Source organism: Streptomyces sp. NPDC050997 (assembly GCF_040660135.1).
GTDB lineage: Bacteria > Actinomycetota > Actinomycetes > Streptomycetales > Streptomycetaceae > Streptomyces.
This window is the reverse complement of the sequence record NZ_JBFAGK010000019.1, coordinates 169,802-185,080: the sequence shown is the minus strand read 5'-3', so window position 1 is coordinate 185,080 and position 15,279 is coordinate 169,802. Positions and strand designations below refer to the sequence as shown.

Genomic DNA, 15,279 nt, shown 5'->3' with positions numbered 1-15,279 from the left:
GGCAAGACCCTGGTCGAGCTGTTCGGTCTGGCCCGTGAGCTGAACATCGACGCCGAGGGCATCGACATGGGCCCGTCCCCCACGGACGCCGCCCTTGCCGCTGATCTGGCGCTGCCGATCGAGGAGCTGGAGCTCACCGTTCGGTCGTACAACTGCCTCAAGCGTGAGGGCATCCACTCCGTGGGTGAGCTCGTGGCTCGTTCCGAGGCGGACCTGCTCGACATCCGCAACTTCGGTGCGAAGTCGATCGACGAGGTCAAGGCGAAGCTGGCCGGCATGGGTCTGGCGCTCAAGGACAGCCCGCCTGGATTCGACCCGACCGCTGCGGCTGACGCCTTCGGCGCGGATGACGATTCGGATGCGGGCTTTGTGGAGACCGAGCAGTACTAGTCGCTCCGCGAGACGGTCGGATTTTGGCTGCGGGGCCGTCGTGGCTGGTCGCGCAGTTCCCCGCGCCCCTTCGGGGGCGCGGATCCTCCGGGGGCCTTGTAAAAGGCGCCCGGATCTCCGACGGGTAATCGCCCGCTCGGACACTGACTCCGGTACCTGATACGGCCGGGGCAGACACTGAGGAGAAACACCATGCCGAAGCCCACCAAGGGTGCTCGTCTGGGCGGCAGTGCCGCGCACGAGAAGCTGCTTCTCGCGAACCTCGCGAAGTCGCTGTTCGAGTACGGCCGCATCACCACCACCGAGGCGAAGGCGCGCAGGCTGCGTCCGTACGCCGAGCGTCTGGTCACCAAGGCGAAGAAGGGCGACCTTCACAACCGCCGTCAGGTGCTCCAGGTGATCACGGACAAGAGCATCGTGCACACGCTCTTCACCGAGATCGGCCCGCGCTACGAGAACCGTCCCGGTGGCTACACCCGCATCACCAAGATCGGTAACCGCCGTGGCGACAACGCGCCCATGGCTGTCATCGAGCTGGTCGAGGCGCTGACCGTCTCGCAGCAGGCGACGGGTGAGGCCGAGGCCGCGACCAAGCGTGCCGCCAAGGACGCGGAGACGCCGGCTGCGGAGGAGACCAAGGTCGACGTGACCAAGGCCGACGAGGCCGAGGACGCTGCCGAGGAGTCCAAGGACGCGTAAGCGTTCTGCCGGGGGCTGTTTGTTGGCGGGTGCGGCTTCGTCGTGGCTTGTCGCGCAGTTCCCCGCGCCCCTTTGGGGCGATTGCGGGTCCGTCCCTTTATCGGGGCGGGCCCGTTCTTGTGTTCCTGAGAGGATCTCCACGTGAGTGATGAAGCAGCGCCCGGCCATGTCCGTATCCGGATGGACGTCTCGTACGACGGGGCCGAGTTCTCCGGCTGGGCCAGGCAGGCCGGGGGACGGCGGACCGTGCAGGGGGAGATCGAGGACGCCCTGCGGACCGTGACGAGGTCGAAGGACACCACGTACGAGCTCACCGTGGCCGGGCGGACCGACGCCGGGGTGCACGCACGTGGCCAGGTGGCGCATGTGGATCTGCCCGGGGAGCTGTGGGCCGAGCACCGGGAGAAGCTGCTCAAGCGGCTCGCCGGGCGGCTGTCCAAGGACGTGCGGGTGTGGACCCTCACCGAGGCCCCCGCGGGCTTCAACGCCCGCTTCTCGGCGATCTGGCGGCGATACGCGTATCGCGTCACCGACAGCCCCGGGGGCGTCGACCCGCTGCTGCGCGGCCACGTCCTCTGGCACGACTGGCCGCTCGATGTGGACGCCATGAACGAGGCGGCCGGGCAACTTCTCGGTGAGCACGACTTCGCCGCCTACTGCAAGCGGCGGGAGGGCGCGACCACCATCCGTACGCTCCAGGAGCTGAGTCTGGACAGGGGCGCCGACGGGATCGTCACCGCCACCGTCCGGGCCGACGCGTTCTGCCACAACATGGTGCGCTCGCTGATCGGGGCGCTGCTGTTCGTGGGGGACGGGCATCGCGGGCCCGACTGGCCGGGGAAGGTGCTCGCGGCCGGCGTACGGGATTCGGCCGTGCATGTCGTACGGCCGCACGGGCTGACGCTGGAGGAGGTCGGCTACCCGGCCGACGAGCTGCTTGCCGCGCGGAACAAGGAGGCGCGGAACAAGCGGTCGCTGCCCGGGGCCGGCTGCTGCTGAACCGGCCCCCGACGCACCAGGACAGGTCCTAGCTGTTCGCCGCGGCCGATGCCTGTGCCTCGCCGCGGCGGCGGATCTGGCGGAAGGTGAACTCGGCCAGGTCGTCTCCGGTGGAGAAGGCGGCCGTGTCCTTCGTCGTCACGTCCTTGCCGTCCGTGAAGCCGGTGATCGTGAAGTAGGCGTAGCGGCCGTAGGCGTTGGTGGTGGAGCGGCAGAAGGCACCGTCGCAGAAGGCCTTGACGCCCTTTCCGGCCAGCGAGGCGACGATGCTCTTCTCGTCCGCCTGCTTCTTCGCCGCGACCGCCTTCGCCTCGGTGTCGAAGACCGCCACGCCGACCGTCACCGCCATGGTGTCCTTGGTGTAGGTGACGCGCATCAGGCGGGTGCAGCCGTTGTCGTTCAGGACCTTCGCGAGGGTGCCCTTGGCGGCCGCCGCGCAGCTCTTGGTGTCGGCCGTCGGGCCCTTCTTGTACACCGTCGAGCCCATGGTCAGCTGCCGGCCCGGGAACAGGATGTCCGGGCCGAGCGGCGCGGTGTCCTTGGTCTTGCTGGCGACGAAGTCCTTCGGATCCAGCGGGGGCGGGGCGCTGGTCGGTTCGAACGACGGGGCCGCGGTGCCCGAGCCGCTCGGGATGTCCCCGTTCACCGGCAGCTGGGAGGTCGGCTTGTTCGACGCCTCGTCGTTGCCGTTCGCGGAGACCACCGCCATGGCCACGGCCGTACCGACCGCGATCGTGGCGAGCGCGCCGCCGCCGATGAACAGCAGCCTGCGCCGCTTGTTGCGCGTCTCGGACGCCTCGGCGAGGGACGCCCAGTCGGGCGTCCGGTCGGTGCCGTTGTCCCACGGCTGCTGCTGGGACTGTGGTTTCCAGGGATCCCACTGGGACTGGGGCCCCTGCTGCTGCCCAAAGCTCATGGGCCGCATCTTAGACGGGGTGTGGGGTGTGCCGGTCCTCCTCAACAAGCTCTGGAACACCTAGCGTTCGGTCGATGAGCGACCGCAAAAGCGACATCTCCGGGTGGTTGGTACGAAGGGCGAGCCGGCATCTGTGGGTGGCGCTCGTAGCTGTACTGGGCGCGACGGCGGCTCGCACACCCGGCTGACCTCGGACGGAGGGATGGACAACGCGATCGTCGTCAGGGCCGCGCGCACCTGGTGGGCCGGTGGCTCCCCGTATGACGATCCACACTTCCTCTATCTGCCGAGCGCGGTGCTCGCGGCGGCCCCGCAGGTCCTGCTGCCGCCGGTCGCGCTGCGGGTCCTGGTGCCGCTCGCGGTGACCGGCTGCCTGGTGGCCGGCTGGGCCTGCGCGCTCAGGCTGCACCGGGTGCCGCTGCGCAGCCGCCTCGCCGTTCTCGGCCTGGGAGCGTCGGCGGTGTGCTTCGCGCCCTTCGGGCATCTGGTCCTGCTGGGCAACTGGACGGCGACGGCCGCGCCGGCTCTGCCGTCGGCCCTGCTGCCGGCGAGCCGGGGGCGATGGGCGGGCGCGGGTGCCGTCATCGGTGCCGCGATCGCGCTGAAGCCGTTGCTGGCCCCCATGGCGCTGCTGTTCCTGTTCGCGCGGCAGTGGCGGGGCCTGGCCGCGCTGGTCCTGGCTCGCTGTGACCCCGCAGATCCCGGGCCTGACCTGGCCCTTTCTGGAACCGGTGCACCGCCGGGCCTTCCGGGACGCGGTCACCCTGTGTGTCCTGACCGCCACCGTCGCGGTCCACTGCGCCCGCCGCCCCCGGCCTCTCACCGCGCCCGGTTTCGTCGTCGCCCCGCGACGGGTGCGAGGGGCCGACCGGGTGGACGTAGACTGATGGACGGCCCTGTCCCGTTGCGAAACACCTCGTTTTGACCCGGCACAGGCGCCGCAGGTATCCTGCATGTTCGTTGTGTATTGGCTTGCTCATTCTCACGGGACGGGCCCTTACACCGGTCCACCGGGCCGATGACCAGCGACCCCACGTACGCGGTATGCGTCGCCGTAGTGCGGTCCAGGCTGTCGTGATCGTTTCGGTGACCTTGTCTAGGACCATTCACTCGAAGCGAAGGCTACGAACCGTGCGTACGTACAGCCCCAAGCCCGGCGATGTGACGCGCCAGTGGCACGTCATCGACGCTCAGGACATTGTCCTGGGTCGTCTCGCCACTACCGCCGCGTCCCTTCTGCGGGGCAAGCACAAGCCGATCTACGCCCCTCACGTCGACACCGGTGACTTCGTCATCATCATCAACGCCGACAAGGTGCACCTGTCCGGCAACAAGCGGACCCAGAAGCTGGCGTACCGCCACTCCGGCTACCCGGGTGGTCTGCGCTCCGTCCGTTACGACGAGCTGCTCGACAAGAACCCCGAGAAGGCGGTCGAGAAGGCCGTCAAGGGCATGCTTCCCAAGAACACGCTGGGCCGACAGATGCTCTCGAAGCTGAAGGTCTACAAGGGTGACGTCCACCCGCACGCTGCGCAGCAGCCGGTGCCGTTCGAGATCACCCAGGTCGCGCAGTAGTTCCGGCCACCCCCTAAGACAGAAAAGAATCTGAGGAGCATCGTGGCCGAGACCACTGTTGAGCAGCCGGTCGAAGAGACCGAGACTGAGAACGTCGACATCGAGAGCTACACCAGCGAGTCCGAGGTCCCCGTCGAGGGTGAGTACACCTCGGAGTCGCTCGCCGGTCGCTTCGGTGACCCGCAGCCGGCCGCCGGCCTGGGCCGTCGCAAGAACGCCATCGCGCGCGTTCGTATCGTGCCCGGCACCGGCAAGTGGAAGGTCAACGGGCGCACGCTCGAGGACTACTTCCCGAACAAGGTCCACCAGCAGGAAGTCAACGAGCCCTTCAAGGTGCTCGAGCTCGACGGCCGCTACGACGTCATCGCCCGCATCTCGGGTGGCGGCGTCTCCGGCCAGGCCGGTGCCCTGCGCCTCGGCGTGGCCCGCGCGCTGAACGAGGCCGACGTGGACAACAACCGCGGCGCCCTCAAGAAGGCCGGTTACCTCAAGCGTGACGACCGTGCGGTCGAGCGCAAGAAGGCCGGTCTCAAGAAGGCCCGCAAGGCCCCGCAGTACAGCAAGCGCTAAGCTTCGCTGCCTGCTCGTACGTCTTACGAGCCTGCTCGTACGTACCCTGTTACGAGCCTGCTCAGCACGTACTCCGAACGCCCCGGCGGCACGCCATTGTGCCGTCGGGGCGTTCGTTTATCACAGGCTTGGGCGTATAACGGCACAAGAGGCTCAAAGGCTTGTGTGATCGGATGTTCAGGCATGGAATGCCTGGGATGCGGGAGCCGTGAACAGCCGCATCGAACGGAACTTCTTCCGTCACTGACGCTTCCTCAGGAGGACAAGTGGGACGACTCTTCGGCACGGACGGCGTGCGCGGTGTTGCCAACGCGGATCTGACGGCCGAGATGGCCCTCGGCCTCTCCGTCGCCGCGGCGCACGTACTGGCCGAGGCGGGCACGTTCGAAGGTCACCGGCCGACCGCCGTGGTCGGACGGGACCCGCGCGCGTCCGGGGAGTTCCTGGAGGCCGCGGTGGTCGCGGGCCTCGCCAGCGCCGGCGTCGACGTCCTGCTGGTGGGTGTACTGCCGACCCCGGCGGTCGCGTTCCTCACCGCCGAGCTCGGCGCCGACCTCGGTGTCATGCTCTCCGCCAGCCACAACGCCATGCCCGACAACGGCATCAAGTTCCTCTCCCGCGGCGGGCACAAGCTCGACGACGAGCTGGAGGAGCGGATCGAGGCCGTCTACGCGGAGCACCGCACCGGGGCGCCGTGGGACCGGCCGACGGGTGCGGGCGTGGGGCGTGTGCGGTCGTACGAGGAAGGGGCCGACAAGTACGTCGCGCACCTCCTGAGCGTGCTGCCGAACCGCTTGGACGGGCTGAAGATCGTCCTCGACGAGGCGCACGGCGCTGCCGCCCGGGTGTCGCCGGAGGCGTTCACGCGGGCCGGCGCCGAGGTCGTCACGATCGGTGCCGAGCCGAACGGCCTCAACATCAACAAGGGCTGCGGTTCCACCCACCTCGGTCTGCTGAAGGCCGCGGTCGTCGAGCACGGCGCGCATTTCGGCATCGCTCACGACGGGGACGCGGACCGATGCCTGGCCGTCGACCACACCGGTGCGGAGGTGGACGGCGATCAGATCATGGCCGTCCTCGCGCTGGCGATGAAGGAGCGGGGTGTGCTGCGGGCCGACACCGTGGTGGCCACCGTCATGTCCAACCTCGGCTTCAAGCTCGCCCTGGAACGGGAGGGGCTGAAGATCATCCAGACGGCGGTCGGTGACCGGTATGTGCTGGAGGAGATGAAGGAGCACGGCTACGCGCTCGGTGGGGAGCAGTCCGGGCACGTGATCATTCTTGATCACGCGACCACCGGGGACGGGACGCTGACCGGGCTGCTGCTGGCGGCTCGGGTCGCGGAGAGCGGGCGGTCCCTGCGGGAGCTGGCGGCTGTGATGGAGCGGCTGCCGCAGGTCCTCATCAACGTGCCGGATGTGGATCGGACCCGGGTCGGTACGTCCGCGGAGCTTGCGGCGGCCGTGGGGGTCGCCGAGCGGGAGCTCGGTGAGACCGGGCGGGTGCTGTTGCGGCCCTCGGGGACCGAGCCGTTGGTTCGGGTGATGGTCGAGGCCGCGGATATCGATCAGGCGGGGTCCGTGGCGGGGCGGCTGGCTGATGCGGTGAAGTCGGCGCTGGGGTAGTTGGCGGGGCCGGGTTCGGAGTGGGGGGTTCTGTTGGGGGCGGGCCGCGGGTGTGGTGTGGCTGGTCGCGCCCGCGCGGCGGAGCCGCATATCGATGCGGCCCCGCGTCCCTGGGGGGCGTTGCCGTACTCGGCGTTCTAGACGGCTGTGCGCTTGCGCTGGGTGGACCAGAGCCATTTCTGGAGCAGTAGCGTGAGTGTGCCGGCCAGGAGGATGCCGAGCAGGTTCAGCAGCAACTGCTCCGTCGAGCGCCAGGCCTGGTTGGTGTCGCTGTAGATGAGGGCCACGGCCGCGTTGGCGGCGGCCGGGACCGTCGTCACGGAGATGGCCACGCCGACCAGGGCGCCGGACTTCGCGGACGTCAGGGAGAGGGTGCCGGCGGCTCCGGCGAGGACCGCCACGACGAACGAGAACCAGTCCGGGGCGTAGATGAAGCCGGTGTTGGGGCGGTCGGCCTTGAGCTGGGCCTCGGAGAACAGGCCGACGGCGTCCATGAAGAGGCTGAAGCCCACGGTCACCGCCATCGCCACCGCGAAGCCCACCAGCAGCGCGATCAGTGAGCGGAGCGCCAGTCGTGGGGCTCGCTGGACCGCCGCCGTGCAGATACCCGCGAGTGGGCCGAACTCCGGGCCCACCGCCATCGCGCCCACGATCAGGATCGCGTTGTCCAGCACCACACCGCAGGCCGCGATCATCGTGGCCAGCGTGATGAACGCCAGGTAGGTGACGGAGAGGGTGGACTCCTCGTGGGTCGCGTCGGTGAGGTGCTCCCACAGGACCGCGTCCGCGCCCGCGCCGGGTGCGTCCTCCTCGGCCTGGTCGGCCCGTTCGGACAGCGACAGGTCGATGTTCTCGACGGCGATGGAACCGCTGCTGTCGAGGCCCAACGCCTGGAGTCCGGTGAGGAGTTCGTCACCGGCCTCACGGGCGACATCGCACATCACCACGTCCCCGGCGGGGTTGCGGGCAGTGCCCGGCAGCACGATGAGGTGGGTGGTGCCGACCGTCGTCTCGATCAGGCGGACTACGTCGTCGGTCTTGTCGGAGGGGGTGATGAGGCGCAGGTGCAGCATGGCGGCAGGGTAACGGTCACAACTTGCGCAGGCTCAGCCGCTGCACCTTGTGGTCCGGGCCCTTGCGGATGATGAGGGTGGCGCGCCCGCGGGTGGGGGCCACGTTCTCGACGAGGTTGGGGCGGTTGATGGTCCGCCAGGTCGTGCGGGCGTAGTCGAGGGCCTCCTCCTCGGAGACCTGGGTGTACTTGCGGAAGTACGAGGACGGGTCCTGGAAGGCCGTCGCGCGCAGCTTCTTGAAGCGGTTGAGGTACCAGCGCTCGATGTCCTCGGTGCGGGCGTCGACGTACACGCTGAAGTCGAAGTAGTCGGCGAGACCGACCCGGGTACGGCCGTCCTTGCCGGGCAGCGCGGGCTGGAGGACGTTCAGGCCCTCGACGATCAGGATGTCGGGGCGGCGGACCGTGAGCCGTCGGTCCGGGACGATGTCGTAGATCAGGTGGGAGTAGACGGGCGCCGTGACCTCGTCCTTCCCCGCCTTGATGTCGGCGACGAAACGGGTCAGCGCGCGGCGGTCGTACGACTCGGGGAAACCCTTCCGCGACATCATGCCGCGGGCCTCCAGTTCCCGGGTGGGGAGCAGGAAGCCGTCCGTGGTGACCAGCTCGACGCGCGGGTGCTCGGGCCAGCGGGAGAGCAGGGCCTGCAGGAGACGGGCGACCGTGGACTTCCCCACGGCGACCGACCCGGCCACCCCTATGACGAACGGGGTGCCGGACTGCGAGCCCTGCTCGCCGAGGAAGGTGTTCAGCGCCCCTCTGAGGCCGTCCGTGGCGCCGACGTAGAGGTTGAGGAGCCGGGAGAGCGGGAGGTAGATGTCCCGCACCTCGTCGAGGTCGATGACGTCGCCGAGGCCACGCAGCTTCTCGACCTCCTCGGCGGTGAGCGGCAGCGGCGTCTTTTCTCTCAGCACGCTCCACTCGGCTCGGGTGAGGTCGACGAAGGGAGTCGCCTCCGGCCTGTGCCGGTGGGCGCTCCGGGGCATCGGGGAGACCGGAGAGATCACAGTCCATTGTTAACGGAGTTTGAACGGGGTGGGGGGTGGGGTGCGTCACGCGGTGCGGTGGGCTCGGGGACAGTCTCGGTCGGGCACGAGCTGCTCAACGGTGCCTGCCCCCCGCCCGATCTCCTATCCTGTCCCGGGCTGCTGAGCAGGGGAGATCCGCGATGAGTATGTACTTCGACATCGGTGACGAGACGCTGTGGAACCCGTCGAACGGTGCCGGCCGCCTCTTCCTGCGGCAGGTCGAGGTCTTCGAGGCGGAGCTCAAGCTGCCGTCGGGAATCGGACCGGGCAAGTATGCGGGCGACCCGGACACACTCGAGGTCGATCCGGCCGTGTACGCGAAGTTCGCGCACGGCCTGGTGGCCTGGCACTGCCGGACGGGGCACTCCGTGATCCTCGCGCTCTCCGAGGGGTTCGTGGCGACGGTGGTCGCACTCGCGCGGCGCGCGGGAATCGAGGTGGAGATGCCCGAACCGGGGTCCGGCCATGTGTGTGGTGCCGACCAGCGTGACGTGCAGGTTCCCGGCAATCCCCGGACCGCGTCAGCCGCCGTCGTCACCGCGCTGGACACGCGGGCGCGGGAGATGGACCGCTGGATGGCCCGCTGAGCCGGTGCGCCCAGGCAGTTTTTCCGGTTGCCGAGCGATCACGTTTGGGAAGCGGGTGGTGTCTGAGTCTTCAGGGCGGCTACGAAGGTGGTGAAGGCGGCGGGCGGGAAGGAAAGGGTTGCCCTGGCCGGGGTCTTTGAGTCGCGGATGGCGACGTGGGCGTCCAACTTCGCGATCTCCACGCAGGCGTTGCCGTCGCCGCCGCCGGAGTAGGACGACTTCTGCCAGTGCTCGGGGTTCACCATGGGTGTCTCACAGCTCCTTTGCCAGCCTGTGGATGAGGTCGCGCGAACGTGCGGGTTCGAGTGAGACCTCCTCCACCCTACGGAAGTGCGTTCGGAATACGCCGAGTTGGGCTTCGGAATCGATTAAGACCGTGCTGTGAGGGGCGTCGCGTACGACGGTGTCGAGCCTGGGGACTGCACCGCCCGCGTACACCATTGCGCTCCCGAGATCGGCGAAGTCCTCCAGGTCGAAGGGGATGACGCGGACGGTGGCATGGCCCGTCTCGGATTGCTCCAGGATGCGAGCGAGCTGGAGCCGTGAGGTGGCGCGACCGCCGACCTTGATGCGCAGCGCCGCCTCGTGGAGCACGGCCGTGTACGGGACCGGCGGCTCGTCCTCGATGATGACGCGCCGCTGCATCCGGTGCCGGACACGCAATTCGAGTTCGTCCGCGGGGAGCTCGGGGACCCGGCGGGAGAAGAGCGCCCGAGCGTAGTCCTCGGTCTGCAGCAGGCCCGGGATGTGAAGGAAGTCCACGTCCCATCGATAGGCGGCCTGATACTCCAGCTCGGACAGATCCAGGAAAGACGTGGGGAGCAGGCCGCGGTATTCCTCCCACCAGCCGCGTGTCCGATCGGTAGCCATGGCCACCAAGGCGTCGATCAACTCGGCGTCTGTGCACGAGCAGTGAGCGGCGATTCGTCGCACTCGCTCTTCGCTCACCCCCGCCGTACCGAACTCGATCTGGCTCACCTGAGCCGAGTCCGCTCCCAGCATCGCCGCCGCATCCCGCCCGCTGAGCCCGGCGGCCTCGCGCAGTTTGCGCAGCTCAGCGCCTAGGCGCTGCTGTCGGGCGGTGGGCTGTCGCCTGCGTGGCACGGCATCCTCCTTGCTCTCAACTGCCATGAGGCAGCGACCCGTTCGGGGGCAAGATTACGGCAGCGGCTTGCGCAGTCCCAAATTATGGCCCTACCGTCAGTGATGCGACGCACACGCTGCGGAAACGCCGGGGTACCGGAAGCGCACCGCCCCGTCCTGCCATGACGGTTGCGGCAATGCCACCGCCCGTCGACCGTGCCAACCCCCCCACCACCTGAACGGAGTTCACGCATGCCCGAAAGCGAAGCCGAACCCTGGGAGTACTCCCTCTACATCCCGAACGACCCGCGAGCTGTCACCGTCAGTCGCCGCACACTCCGACTGATCCTGACGATGCATGGACTGATCGGACTGGTCGATGTGGCCGAACTCCTCGCGACGGAGTTGGTCTCCAACGCCGTACGTCACACGAAGGGGCCTGCTGCCCTCAGGGTGCGCTGGGCGGCGGGGGTGTTGCGGATCGGGGCGTGGGACGCGGATCCGGAGCCGCCCGAGCCGCCGGGGGTGTTGGGGCTGCTTGACGGCGAGTCGGAGGAGGGGCGGGGGCTGGCGTTGGTGCGGGCCTGTGCCGACCTGTGGGGGTGGCATCCGCTGGCCAGGCACGGGAATCGGGGGAAGTTCGTGTGGTGCGAACTTGCCGCGGCTTGAAGGGGCGACCCCGCGCAACCTCGGATCTCTGAGGTGTCGTGCGCGGAGGGAGTGGGGGAGCGTGGTGGGACGGTCGCTGTTGGTCCCGGGGGGAACGGGGCGGGCGGCCGCAACGGGAGGAGAACGCCATGCTCACCAGGACCAAGGCTGGGCTCGTCGCCCTGTCGGCCGTGCCCGCGCTGACCGTCGGGTTCGCCGGCCAGGCTCAGGCGGACGGCTACTGCGGGGCCGGACGGGTCTGCATGTGGGAGGACGGTAACTACGAGGGCAGCCGGTATGTGGATGTCACCGCAGGTGGGCCGTACGACATCGACGGGTGGAACGGCGACAACGAGATCAGCAGCGTCGACAACGCCTCCGGCCTTTACATCGTGATGTTCGACAACGACAACCTCACCGGCTTCATGGGGTGCGTCGCGCCGCACCAGCGGATCCCCGAGCTGTGGAGGAACGACGAGATGGAGAGCTTCATCGCCCGCGGTTTCTGCTGACGCATGACGCATGACGCATGACGCACGAATCGCCGTACAACCGGGGAGCCGTGTGACGGGTCTTTACGAACGTAGGATCCAAACCGACCTTTCGGCACAACTCGTTCCAACGGGGGAACGCATGAACATGGTTCGCAACCAGTACCGCAACCGCACCCGTCGCGCCGCGACCGCAGCCGTCACCCTCCTGATGGCGGCCGGCCTCGGGTCCGCCGCCGCCGGGGCGTCCAGCGCCGCCGCCACGGCACCGCAGACGCGGCAGATCGCCTCGTCCACCCTCGGCAGCGACTACAAGATCACGCTGACCGCGCTGCGGTCGACAGAGGACGAGTACGCCGCCTCCGTACGGCTGCAGGTCTACACCCAGACCGGCGGCGCCTGGAAGGAGTCCGACCGGGTCACCGTGGGCGACGTCGACGGGTGGTTCTGGTACCCGCTCACGGGCAGTGGTGCCGTCTGCGAGTTCTCGACCGCGAGCACGGAGCCCGCGCCCCTCACCGTGAGCCTGCAGATCACGCCGTCCATCGGCTGCTCCGAGCCGACGCACTACGTCGTGAAGCAGGGCAGGGTGTACGCGGGCTGACCCGCGAGGCACCAGACCGCAGCTTCCATTCAGGACCCGGCGGACCGGCCCGTCCGGCCGCCGGGTCCTGTCATCTGATCCGGCCTCACGTTCTCGTCATAAGGTGCTGGGCATGGGCATCATCGGCGTCGGGATCGACGTGGCGGAGATCGACCGGTTCCGGGCGTCGCTGGAGCGTACGCCCAACCTGGTGGAGCGGCTGTTCCGGGACAGCGAGTTGCTGTTGCCGAGCGGGGAGCGGCGTGGTGTCGCCTCGCTCGCGGTGCGGTTCGCGGCGAAGGAGGCGCTCGCCAAGGCGCTGGGTGCCCCGGCGGGCCTGCTCTGGACGGACGCCGAGGTCTACGTCGAGGACAGCGGGCAGCCGCGGTTGCGGGTGACCGGGACGGTCGCGGCCCGGGCTGCGGAACTCGGGGTGCAGTCCTGGCATCTGTCGCTCAGTCATGACGCGGGGGTGGCCTCGGCGGTGGTGATCGCGGAGGGGTGACGTCTGGGCAGGGCAGGGCCGGGTAGCGCCCAGGGCTCACGCGGCCTGATCCCATTCCCTGTGGACGTCCTCGTCGGTCCGGCGGTCGTCGTCGCCGACGGGTCTCCGCCGTGGTTCATTACCTGCGCCCGCCGAACTCCCAGTCATGGACTTCTATGTCGGCATACCGGTCCGGCGTCAGGACGGCGCGTGCCGTGTCCGGGGCGGAGGCCCTGAGCAGCACCGCCGTACCCAGCCAGGTGGTGCCGTCGTCGGAAAGCAGTGGCCCGTACGCGATGAGCTCGTCCCGGGTGGGCGGCACGACGAGGTCGGCGGCCTGCCCCGAGCCGAGACCCAGCACCAGGTACCGGTTGCCACCGGTACGGCCGCCAGGGAAATCCCACATGGTGCGCCCCAGCAGGTTGCGCCACCGGCGTAGCAGGACGTCCCGGTACGCGCCGGCCTGGTAGTTGGGCTCGTCGAAGGCGAACGCGCGGGCGGCGGCGGGATCCGGCAGGTCGACGATGTGCACACTGCCGGTGGGTGTTTCGCCGTCATCGGCGAAGGTCGGGCCGCGAGCGATCAACTCCTTGGCGTACTGGTCCATGTAGGACCAGTGCTTCTCCCCCATCTCGTTGCGCAAATTGAGGGAGCCGGGTCGGTCGCGGTGGTAGCAGAAGAACTCCATGCCCGCAGACCCTGTCCGACGTACGGCGACATCTCAACAGGGTTTGGCGACGATGACCGCACGTGCCCTACACGACGACGTTCCGTCAGACAGCCGCCACGGCCTTCAGGGCTTCGACGAAGGCGCTGAAGGCTGCGGTGGGTAAGGGTGAGGGTTGCCCTGGCAGGGGTTTTCGTGTCGCGGACGGCTGTGTGGGTGGGGGAGGTCGCGATCTCCACGCAGTTGTTGCCGTCGTCCGGGCCTGAGTAGGACGACTTGCGCCAGTTGTCCATGGGTGCCTCAGAGCTCTTTCGTCAGCCGATGGATGAAGTCACGGGGTGCTGCGGATCGGGGCGTGGGACGCGGACCCGGAGTCGCCGGAGCCGCCGAGGGTGTTGGAGAAGCTCGGCGAGTCGGAAGAGGGGCGGGGCGGGGTAGGGCCCAGGGCTCAGGCGGCCTGATCCCACTCCGTGCGGACGTCCTCGTCGGTTCGCGGGTCGTCGTCGCCGCCGACGGGTGCGCCGGCGGACTTCTCGCGGGCGCGGAGCAGGGCCCAGGCGAGTGCGGACGCGCACACGGTGTACCAGGGCAGCGGCCAGAGGGTCTGCCACCAGGGGGAGTGCGGGGCGATGGTGATGTCGACGGCGTCTGTGGCCATGCCGGCGCCCAGGCTCCAGCACAGCAGGCGTCCGGCGTAGCGGACGCCTCGGGTCAGGGGGCCGACGGGTCCATCCGGCCTATCTGGCCCATCCGGTCTGTCGAGTCTGTCCGGATCGGTCATCGCGGGAAAGTCCTCCACGGAATGGGCGCCGGCCGCGGTTGCGGCTTGCGGCTGCGCTCGCCGAACGCCCTAAGTGTGCGTTTCGTGCAGCCGCCTGCCCAGGGGTGTTTTGTGGCGCACGGGGCATCTGAGACAACCCCAGGTCCGGGCATATGCCAGCAAGTCCGTGATTACCCCTGGTAAGCGCTTCACGCTTGGGTGCGGAACGGTGATGAATATGGCTGGAAGTTGTCGGGTGAGGCTCATGTTCGGCGTCCTGACCTGGAAGGAATTGAACTTCCGGACACCTCGACTGCCCGATAGCTGGCCTGAATTGATCATTCCGCACCTCTGGAGGGGGAGTGTGCGGATATTTATCCCGTTATTCGCCAGTAAAGAGGTAGGGCTGATTCCGGCTCGTATGCGGAACGACTTCAAGGGCAGGACACGACCAGGATCCGCACTCGTACCGACAACGCCACCGGGCGCAAGACGTCGTACACCTACGACAGTCAGGAGCGGCTGTCCTACGCGCTGGAGGCCGATGCGGCGGGCACGCGGACGGCGTCGTGGCTGTACTACCGCTGGGACCAGGCCGGCAACCTCACCTCCCAGGACGGCGGCGAAGAACCTCCCACTGGCCGTACTCTCCGCCTTGGCACACGCCCGCAGCGCCGACTGTGAGGCCATACTGAAGGCGATCATTACTGCCCTTCAGGAACTCCAGGAATCGGATCCCGAGACCGCTGGGTACTCCTTCGAGTTCCTGGAAATCAACCTGGGTAGCACCCCAGCTGGAGAGAAACTGAGGGAGATCATGTCGTTTGTCAGCTACTTCCCCGGCCGGGGAACGGTCCGTGAGACGGCCTACCTGGAGGGCAAGGCGGAAGGCAAGGCCAAGGGGGAGGCCAAGGGGATCCTGTTTGTGTTGGAGGTGCGCGGCATCTCCGTATCGGACAGTGTGCGTGAGCGCCTCACCGCCTGCACCGATCTCGACCGCATGGATGCCTGGCTGGAGCGCTCCCGCACGGTCGAGCGGGCCGAGGACCTGTTCGTCGAGGACCCGGAGGCTTCGGGGATCAGTCCGGAACAGGCCTGAGCG

General features: G+C 68.6%; 21 protein-coding genes and 2 pseudogenes. 15 read left to right on the top strand and 8 right to left on the bottom strand.

Going from position 1 to position 15,279, the window contains the following annotated elements; genetic code table 11:
• The 3 genes from AB0H86_RS33770 to truA all read left to right on the top strand — a co-directional run.
• A partial coding sequence (locus AB0H86_RS33770) for a DNA-directed RNA polymerase subunit alpha C-terminal domain-containing protein (RefSeq protein WP_362447608.1) occupies positions 1 to 390 on the top strand: 390 nt, incomplete at its 5' end.
• A 192-nt stretch (positions 391 to 582) separates the two neighbouring features.
• On the top strand, positions 583 to 1,089 hold the full coding sequence (gene rplQ / locus AB0H86_RS33765; RefSeq protein ID WP_362447605.1) for a 50S ribosomal protein L17: 507 nt from the start codon (positions 583 to 585) through the stop codon (positions 1,087 to 1,089).
• Between the two features lie 141 nt (positions 1,090 to 1,230).
• Entirely contained in the window at positions 1,231 to 2,088 is an 858-nt protein-coding gene (truA, locus tag AB0H86_RS33760) for a tRNA pseudouridine(38-40) synthase TruA (RefSeq protein ID WP_362447602.1), read from the top strand.
• A gap of 28 nt (positions 2,089 to 2,116) precedes the next feature.
• Here the strand turns inward: truA and AB0H86_RS33755 are convergent, their stop codons facing one another.
• Positions 2,117 to 3,004, bottom strand: coding sequence for a hypothetical protein (locus tag AB0H86_RS33755; protein WP_362447599.1), 888 nt, complete (start codon positions 3,002 to 3,004; stop codon positions 2,117 to 2,119).
• 202 nt (positions 3,005 to 3,206) lie between these two features.
• On the opposite strand from AB0H86_RS33755, the gene AB0H86_RS33750 reads away from it, so the two are divergent.
• The 4 genes from AB0H86_RS33750 to glmM all read left to right on the top strand — a co-directional run bounded on the left by AB0H86_RS33750 (position 3,207) and on the right by glmM (position 6,774).
• On the top strand, positions 3,207 to 3,929 hold the full coding sequence (locus AB0H86_RS33750; RefSeq protein WP_362447596.1) for a glycosyltransferase 87 family protein: 723 nt from the start codon (positions 3,207 to 3,209) through the stop codon (positions 3,927 to 3,929).
• Between the two features lie 206 nt (positions 3,930 to 4,135).
• The gene (rplM, locus tag AB0H86_RS33745) at positions 4,136 to 4,579 is read left to right on the top strand and encodes a 50S ribosomal protein L13 (RefSeq protein WP_362447593.1); all 444 of its coding nucleotides are present in this window, start codon (positions 4,136 to 4,138) and stop codon (positions 4,577 to 4,579) included.
• Between the two features lie 42 nt (positions 4,580 to 4,621).
• On the top strand, positions 4,622 to 5,149 hold the full coding sequence (rpsI, locus tag AB0H86_RS33740) for a 30S ribosomal protein S9 (RefSeq protein ID WP_362447590.1): 528 nt from the start codon (positions 4,622 to 4,624) through the stop codon (positions 5,147 to 5,149).
• A gap of 266 nt (positions 5,150 to 5,415) precedes the next feature.
• Positions 5,416 to 6,774, top strand: coding sequence for a phosphoglucosamine mutase (gene glmM, locus AB0H86_RS33735; RefSeq protein ID WP_362447587.1), 1,359 nt, complete (start codon positions 5,416 to 5,418; stop codon positions 6,772 to 6,774).
• Positions 6,775 to 6,911: 137 nt separating this feature from the next.
• Here glmM and AB0H86_RS33730 read toward each other — a convergent pair whose 3' ends face one another.
• Positions 6,912 to 7,847: a DUF389 domain-containing protein gene (locus tag AB0H86_RS33730; RefSeq protein WP_362447584.1), complete on the bottom strand. Its 936-nt coding sequence runs from the start codon at positions 7,845 to 7,847 to the stop codon at positions 6,912 to 6,914.
• A gap of 16 nt (positions 7,848 to 7,863) precedes the next feature.
• Positions 7,864 to 8,832, bottom strand: coding sequence for a type I pantothenate kinase (coaA, locus tag AB0H86_RS33725; RefSeq protein WP_362447581.1), 969 nt, complete (start codon positions 8,830 to 8,832; stop codon positions 7,864 to 7,866).
• Positions 8,833 to 9,014: 182 nt separating this feature from the next.
• On the opposite strand from coaA, the gene AB0H86_RS33720 reads away from it, so the two are divergent.
• A complete protein-coding gene (locus AB0H86_RS33720; RefSeq protein WP_362447579.1) occupies positions 9,015 to 9,461 on the top strand; it encodes a DUF6086 family protein in 447 nt (148 codons plus the stop codon).
• Between the two features lie 38 nt (positions 9,462 to 9,499).
• Here AB0H86_RS33720 and AB0H86_RS33715 read toward each other — a convergent pair whose 3' ends face one another.
• Positions 9,500 to 9,706 carry a DUF397 domain-containing protein gene (locus AB0H86_RS33715; protein WP_362447576.1) on the bottom strand — a complete coding sequence of 69 codons (207 nt, stop codon included), beginning with the start codon at positions 9,704 to 9,706 and terminating at the stop codon, positions 9,500 to 9,502.
• A gap of 7 nt (positions 9,707 to 9,713) precedes the next feature.
• Positions 9,714 to 10,565 carry a helix-turn-helix transcriptional regulator gene (locus AB0H86_RS33710; RefSeq protein WP_362447573.1) on the bottom strand — a complete coding sequence of 284 codons (852 nt, stop codon included), beginning with the start codon at positions 10,563 to 10,565 and terminating at the stop codon, positions 9,714 to 9,716.
• Positions 10,566 to 10,796: 231 nt separating this feature from the next.
• Here AB0H86_RS33710 and AB0H86_RS33705 point away from each other — a divergent pair, with 231 nt between their 5' ends.
• The 4 genes from AB0H86_RS33705 (at position 10,797) to AB0H86_RS33690 (ending at position 12,771) form a co-directional block, all read left to right on the top strand.
• Positions 10,797 to 11,213, top strand: a complete 417-nt coding sequence (locus AB0H86_RS33705) for an ATP-binding protein (protein ID WP_362447570.1) — start codon at positions 10,797 to 10,799, stop codon at positions 11,211 to 11,213.
• A gap of 128 nt (positions 11,214 to 11,341) precedes the next feature.
• Positions 11,342 to 11,704, top strand: coding sequence for a peptidase inhibitor family I36 protein (locus AB0H86_RS33700; RefSeq protein WP_362447567.1), 363 nt, complete (start codon positions 11,342 to 11,344; stop codon positions 11,702 to 11,704).
• Between the two features lie 121 nt (positions 11,705 to 11,825).
• On the top strand, positions 11,826 to 12,287 hold the full coding sequence (locus AB0H86_RS33695) for a hypothetical protein (protein WP_362447564.1): 462 nt from the start codon (positions 11,826 to 11,828) through the stop codon (positions 12,285 to 12,287).
• Positions 12,288 to 12,399: 112 nt separating this feature from the next.
• Entirely contained in the window at positions 12,400 to 12,771 is a 372-nt protein-coding gene (locus tag AB0H86_RS33690) for a holo-ACP synthase (RefSeq protein WP_362447561.1), read from the top strand.
• 118 nt (positions 12,772 to 12,889) lie between these two features.
• Here the strand turns inward: AB0H86_RS33690 and AB0H86_RS33685 are convergent, their stop codons facing one another.
• The gene (locus AB0H86_RS33685; RefSeq protein ID WP_362447558.1) at positions 12,890 to 13,438 is read right to left on the bottom strand and encodes a YciI family protein; all 549 of its coding nucleotides are present in this window, start codon (positions 13,436 to 13,438) and stop codon (positions 12,890 to 12,892) included.
• Between the two features lie 85 nt (positions 13,439 to 13,523).
• Positions 13,524 to 13,710, bottom strand: a pseudogene (locus AB0H86_RS33680) (DUF397 domain-containing protein).
• Between the two features lie 42 nt (positions 13,711 to 13,752).
• Between AB0H86_RS33680 and AB0H86_RS33675 the strand changes: the two are divergent.
• Positions 13,753 to 13,848, top strand: a pseudogene (locus AB0H86_RS33675) (ATP-binding protein); the annotation flags it as partial.
• 17 nt (positions 13,849 to 13,865) lie between these two features.
• Here AB0H86_RS33675 and AB0H86_RS33670 read toward each other — a convergent pair.
• Entirely contained in the window at positions 13,866 to 14,075 is a 210-nt protein-coding gene (locus AB0H86_RS33670) for a hypothetical protein (RefSeq protein WP_362447555.1), read from the bottom strand.
• 558 nt (positions 14,076 to 14,633) lie between these two features.
• Here AB0H86_RS33670 and AB0H86_RS33665 point away from each other — a divergent pair.
• A complete protein-coding gene (locus AB0H86_RS33665) occupies positions 14,634 to 14,861 on the top strand; it encodes a hypothetical protein (RefSeq protein ID WP_362447631.1) in 228 nt (75 codons plus the stop codon).
• Positions 14,833 to 15,276 carry a hypothetical protein gene (locus tag AB0H86_RS33660; protein ID WP_362447552.1) on the top strand — a complete coding sequence of 148 codons (444 nt, stop codon included), beginning with the start codon at positions 14,833 to 14,835 and terminating at the stop codon, positions 15,274 to 15,276. The genes AB0H86_RS33665 and AB0H86_RS33660 overlap by 29 nt, the downstream gene beginning before the upstream one ends.
• The last annotated feature ends 3 nt before the right edge of the window (positions 15,277 to 15,279 follow it).

Coding starts and splice junctions, on each gene's coding strand:
- AB0H86_RS33705 (WP_362447570.1), top strand. CDS start 10,797: ATGCCCGAAAGCGAAGCCGAACCCTGGGAGTACTCCCTCTACATCCCG.
- AB0H86_RS33670 (WP_362447555.1), bottom strand. CDS start 14,075: ATGGCCACAGACGCCGTCGACATCACCATCGCCCCGCACTCCCCCTGG.
- AB0H86_RS33755 (WP_362447599.1), bottom strand. CDS start 3,004: ATGAGCTTTGGGCAGCAGCAGGGGCCCCAGTCCCAGTGGGATCCCTGG.
- AB0H86_RS33730 (WP_362447584.1), bottom strand. CDS start 7,847: ATGCTGCACCTGCGCCTCATCACCCCCTCCGACAAGACCGACGACGTA.
- AB0H86_RS33690 (WP_362447561.1), top strand. CDS start 12,400: ATGGGCATCATCGGCGTCGGGATCGACGTGGCGGAGATCGACCGGTTC.
- AB0H86_RS33715 (WP_362447576.1), bottom strand. CDS start 9,706: ATGGTGAACCCCGAGCACTGGCAGAAGTCGTCCTACTCCGGCGGCGGC.
- AB0H86_RS33685 (WP_362447558.1), bottom strand. CDS start 13,438: ATGGAGTTCTTCTGCTACCACCGCGACCGACCCGGCTCCCTCAATTTG.
- AB0H86_RS33695 (WP_362447564.1), top strand. CDS start 11,826: ATGAACATGGTTCGCAACCAGTACCGCAACCGCACCCGTCGCGCCGCG.
- coaA (WP_362447581.1), bottom strand. CDS start 8,832: ATGCCCCGGAGCGCCCACCGGCACAGGCCGGAGGCGACTCCCTTCGTC.
- AB0H86_RS33720 (WP_362447579.1), top strand. CDS start 9,015: ATGAGTATGTACTTCGACATCGGTGACGAGACGCTGTGGAACCCGTCG.
- AB0H86_RS33700 (WP_362447567.1), top strand. CDS start 11,342: ATGCTCACCAGGACCAAGGCTGGGCTCGTCGCCCTGTCGGCCGTGCCC.
- rplQ (WP_362447605.1), top strand. CDS start 583: ATGCCGAAGCCCACCAAGGGTGCTCGTCTGGGCGGCAGTGCCGCGCAC.
- AB0H86_RS33750 (WP_362447596.1), top strand. CDS start 3,207: ATGGACAACGCGATCGTCGTCAGGGCCGCGCGCACCTGGTGGGCCGGT.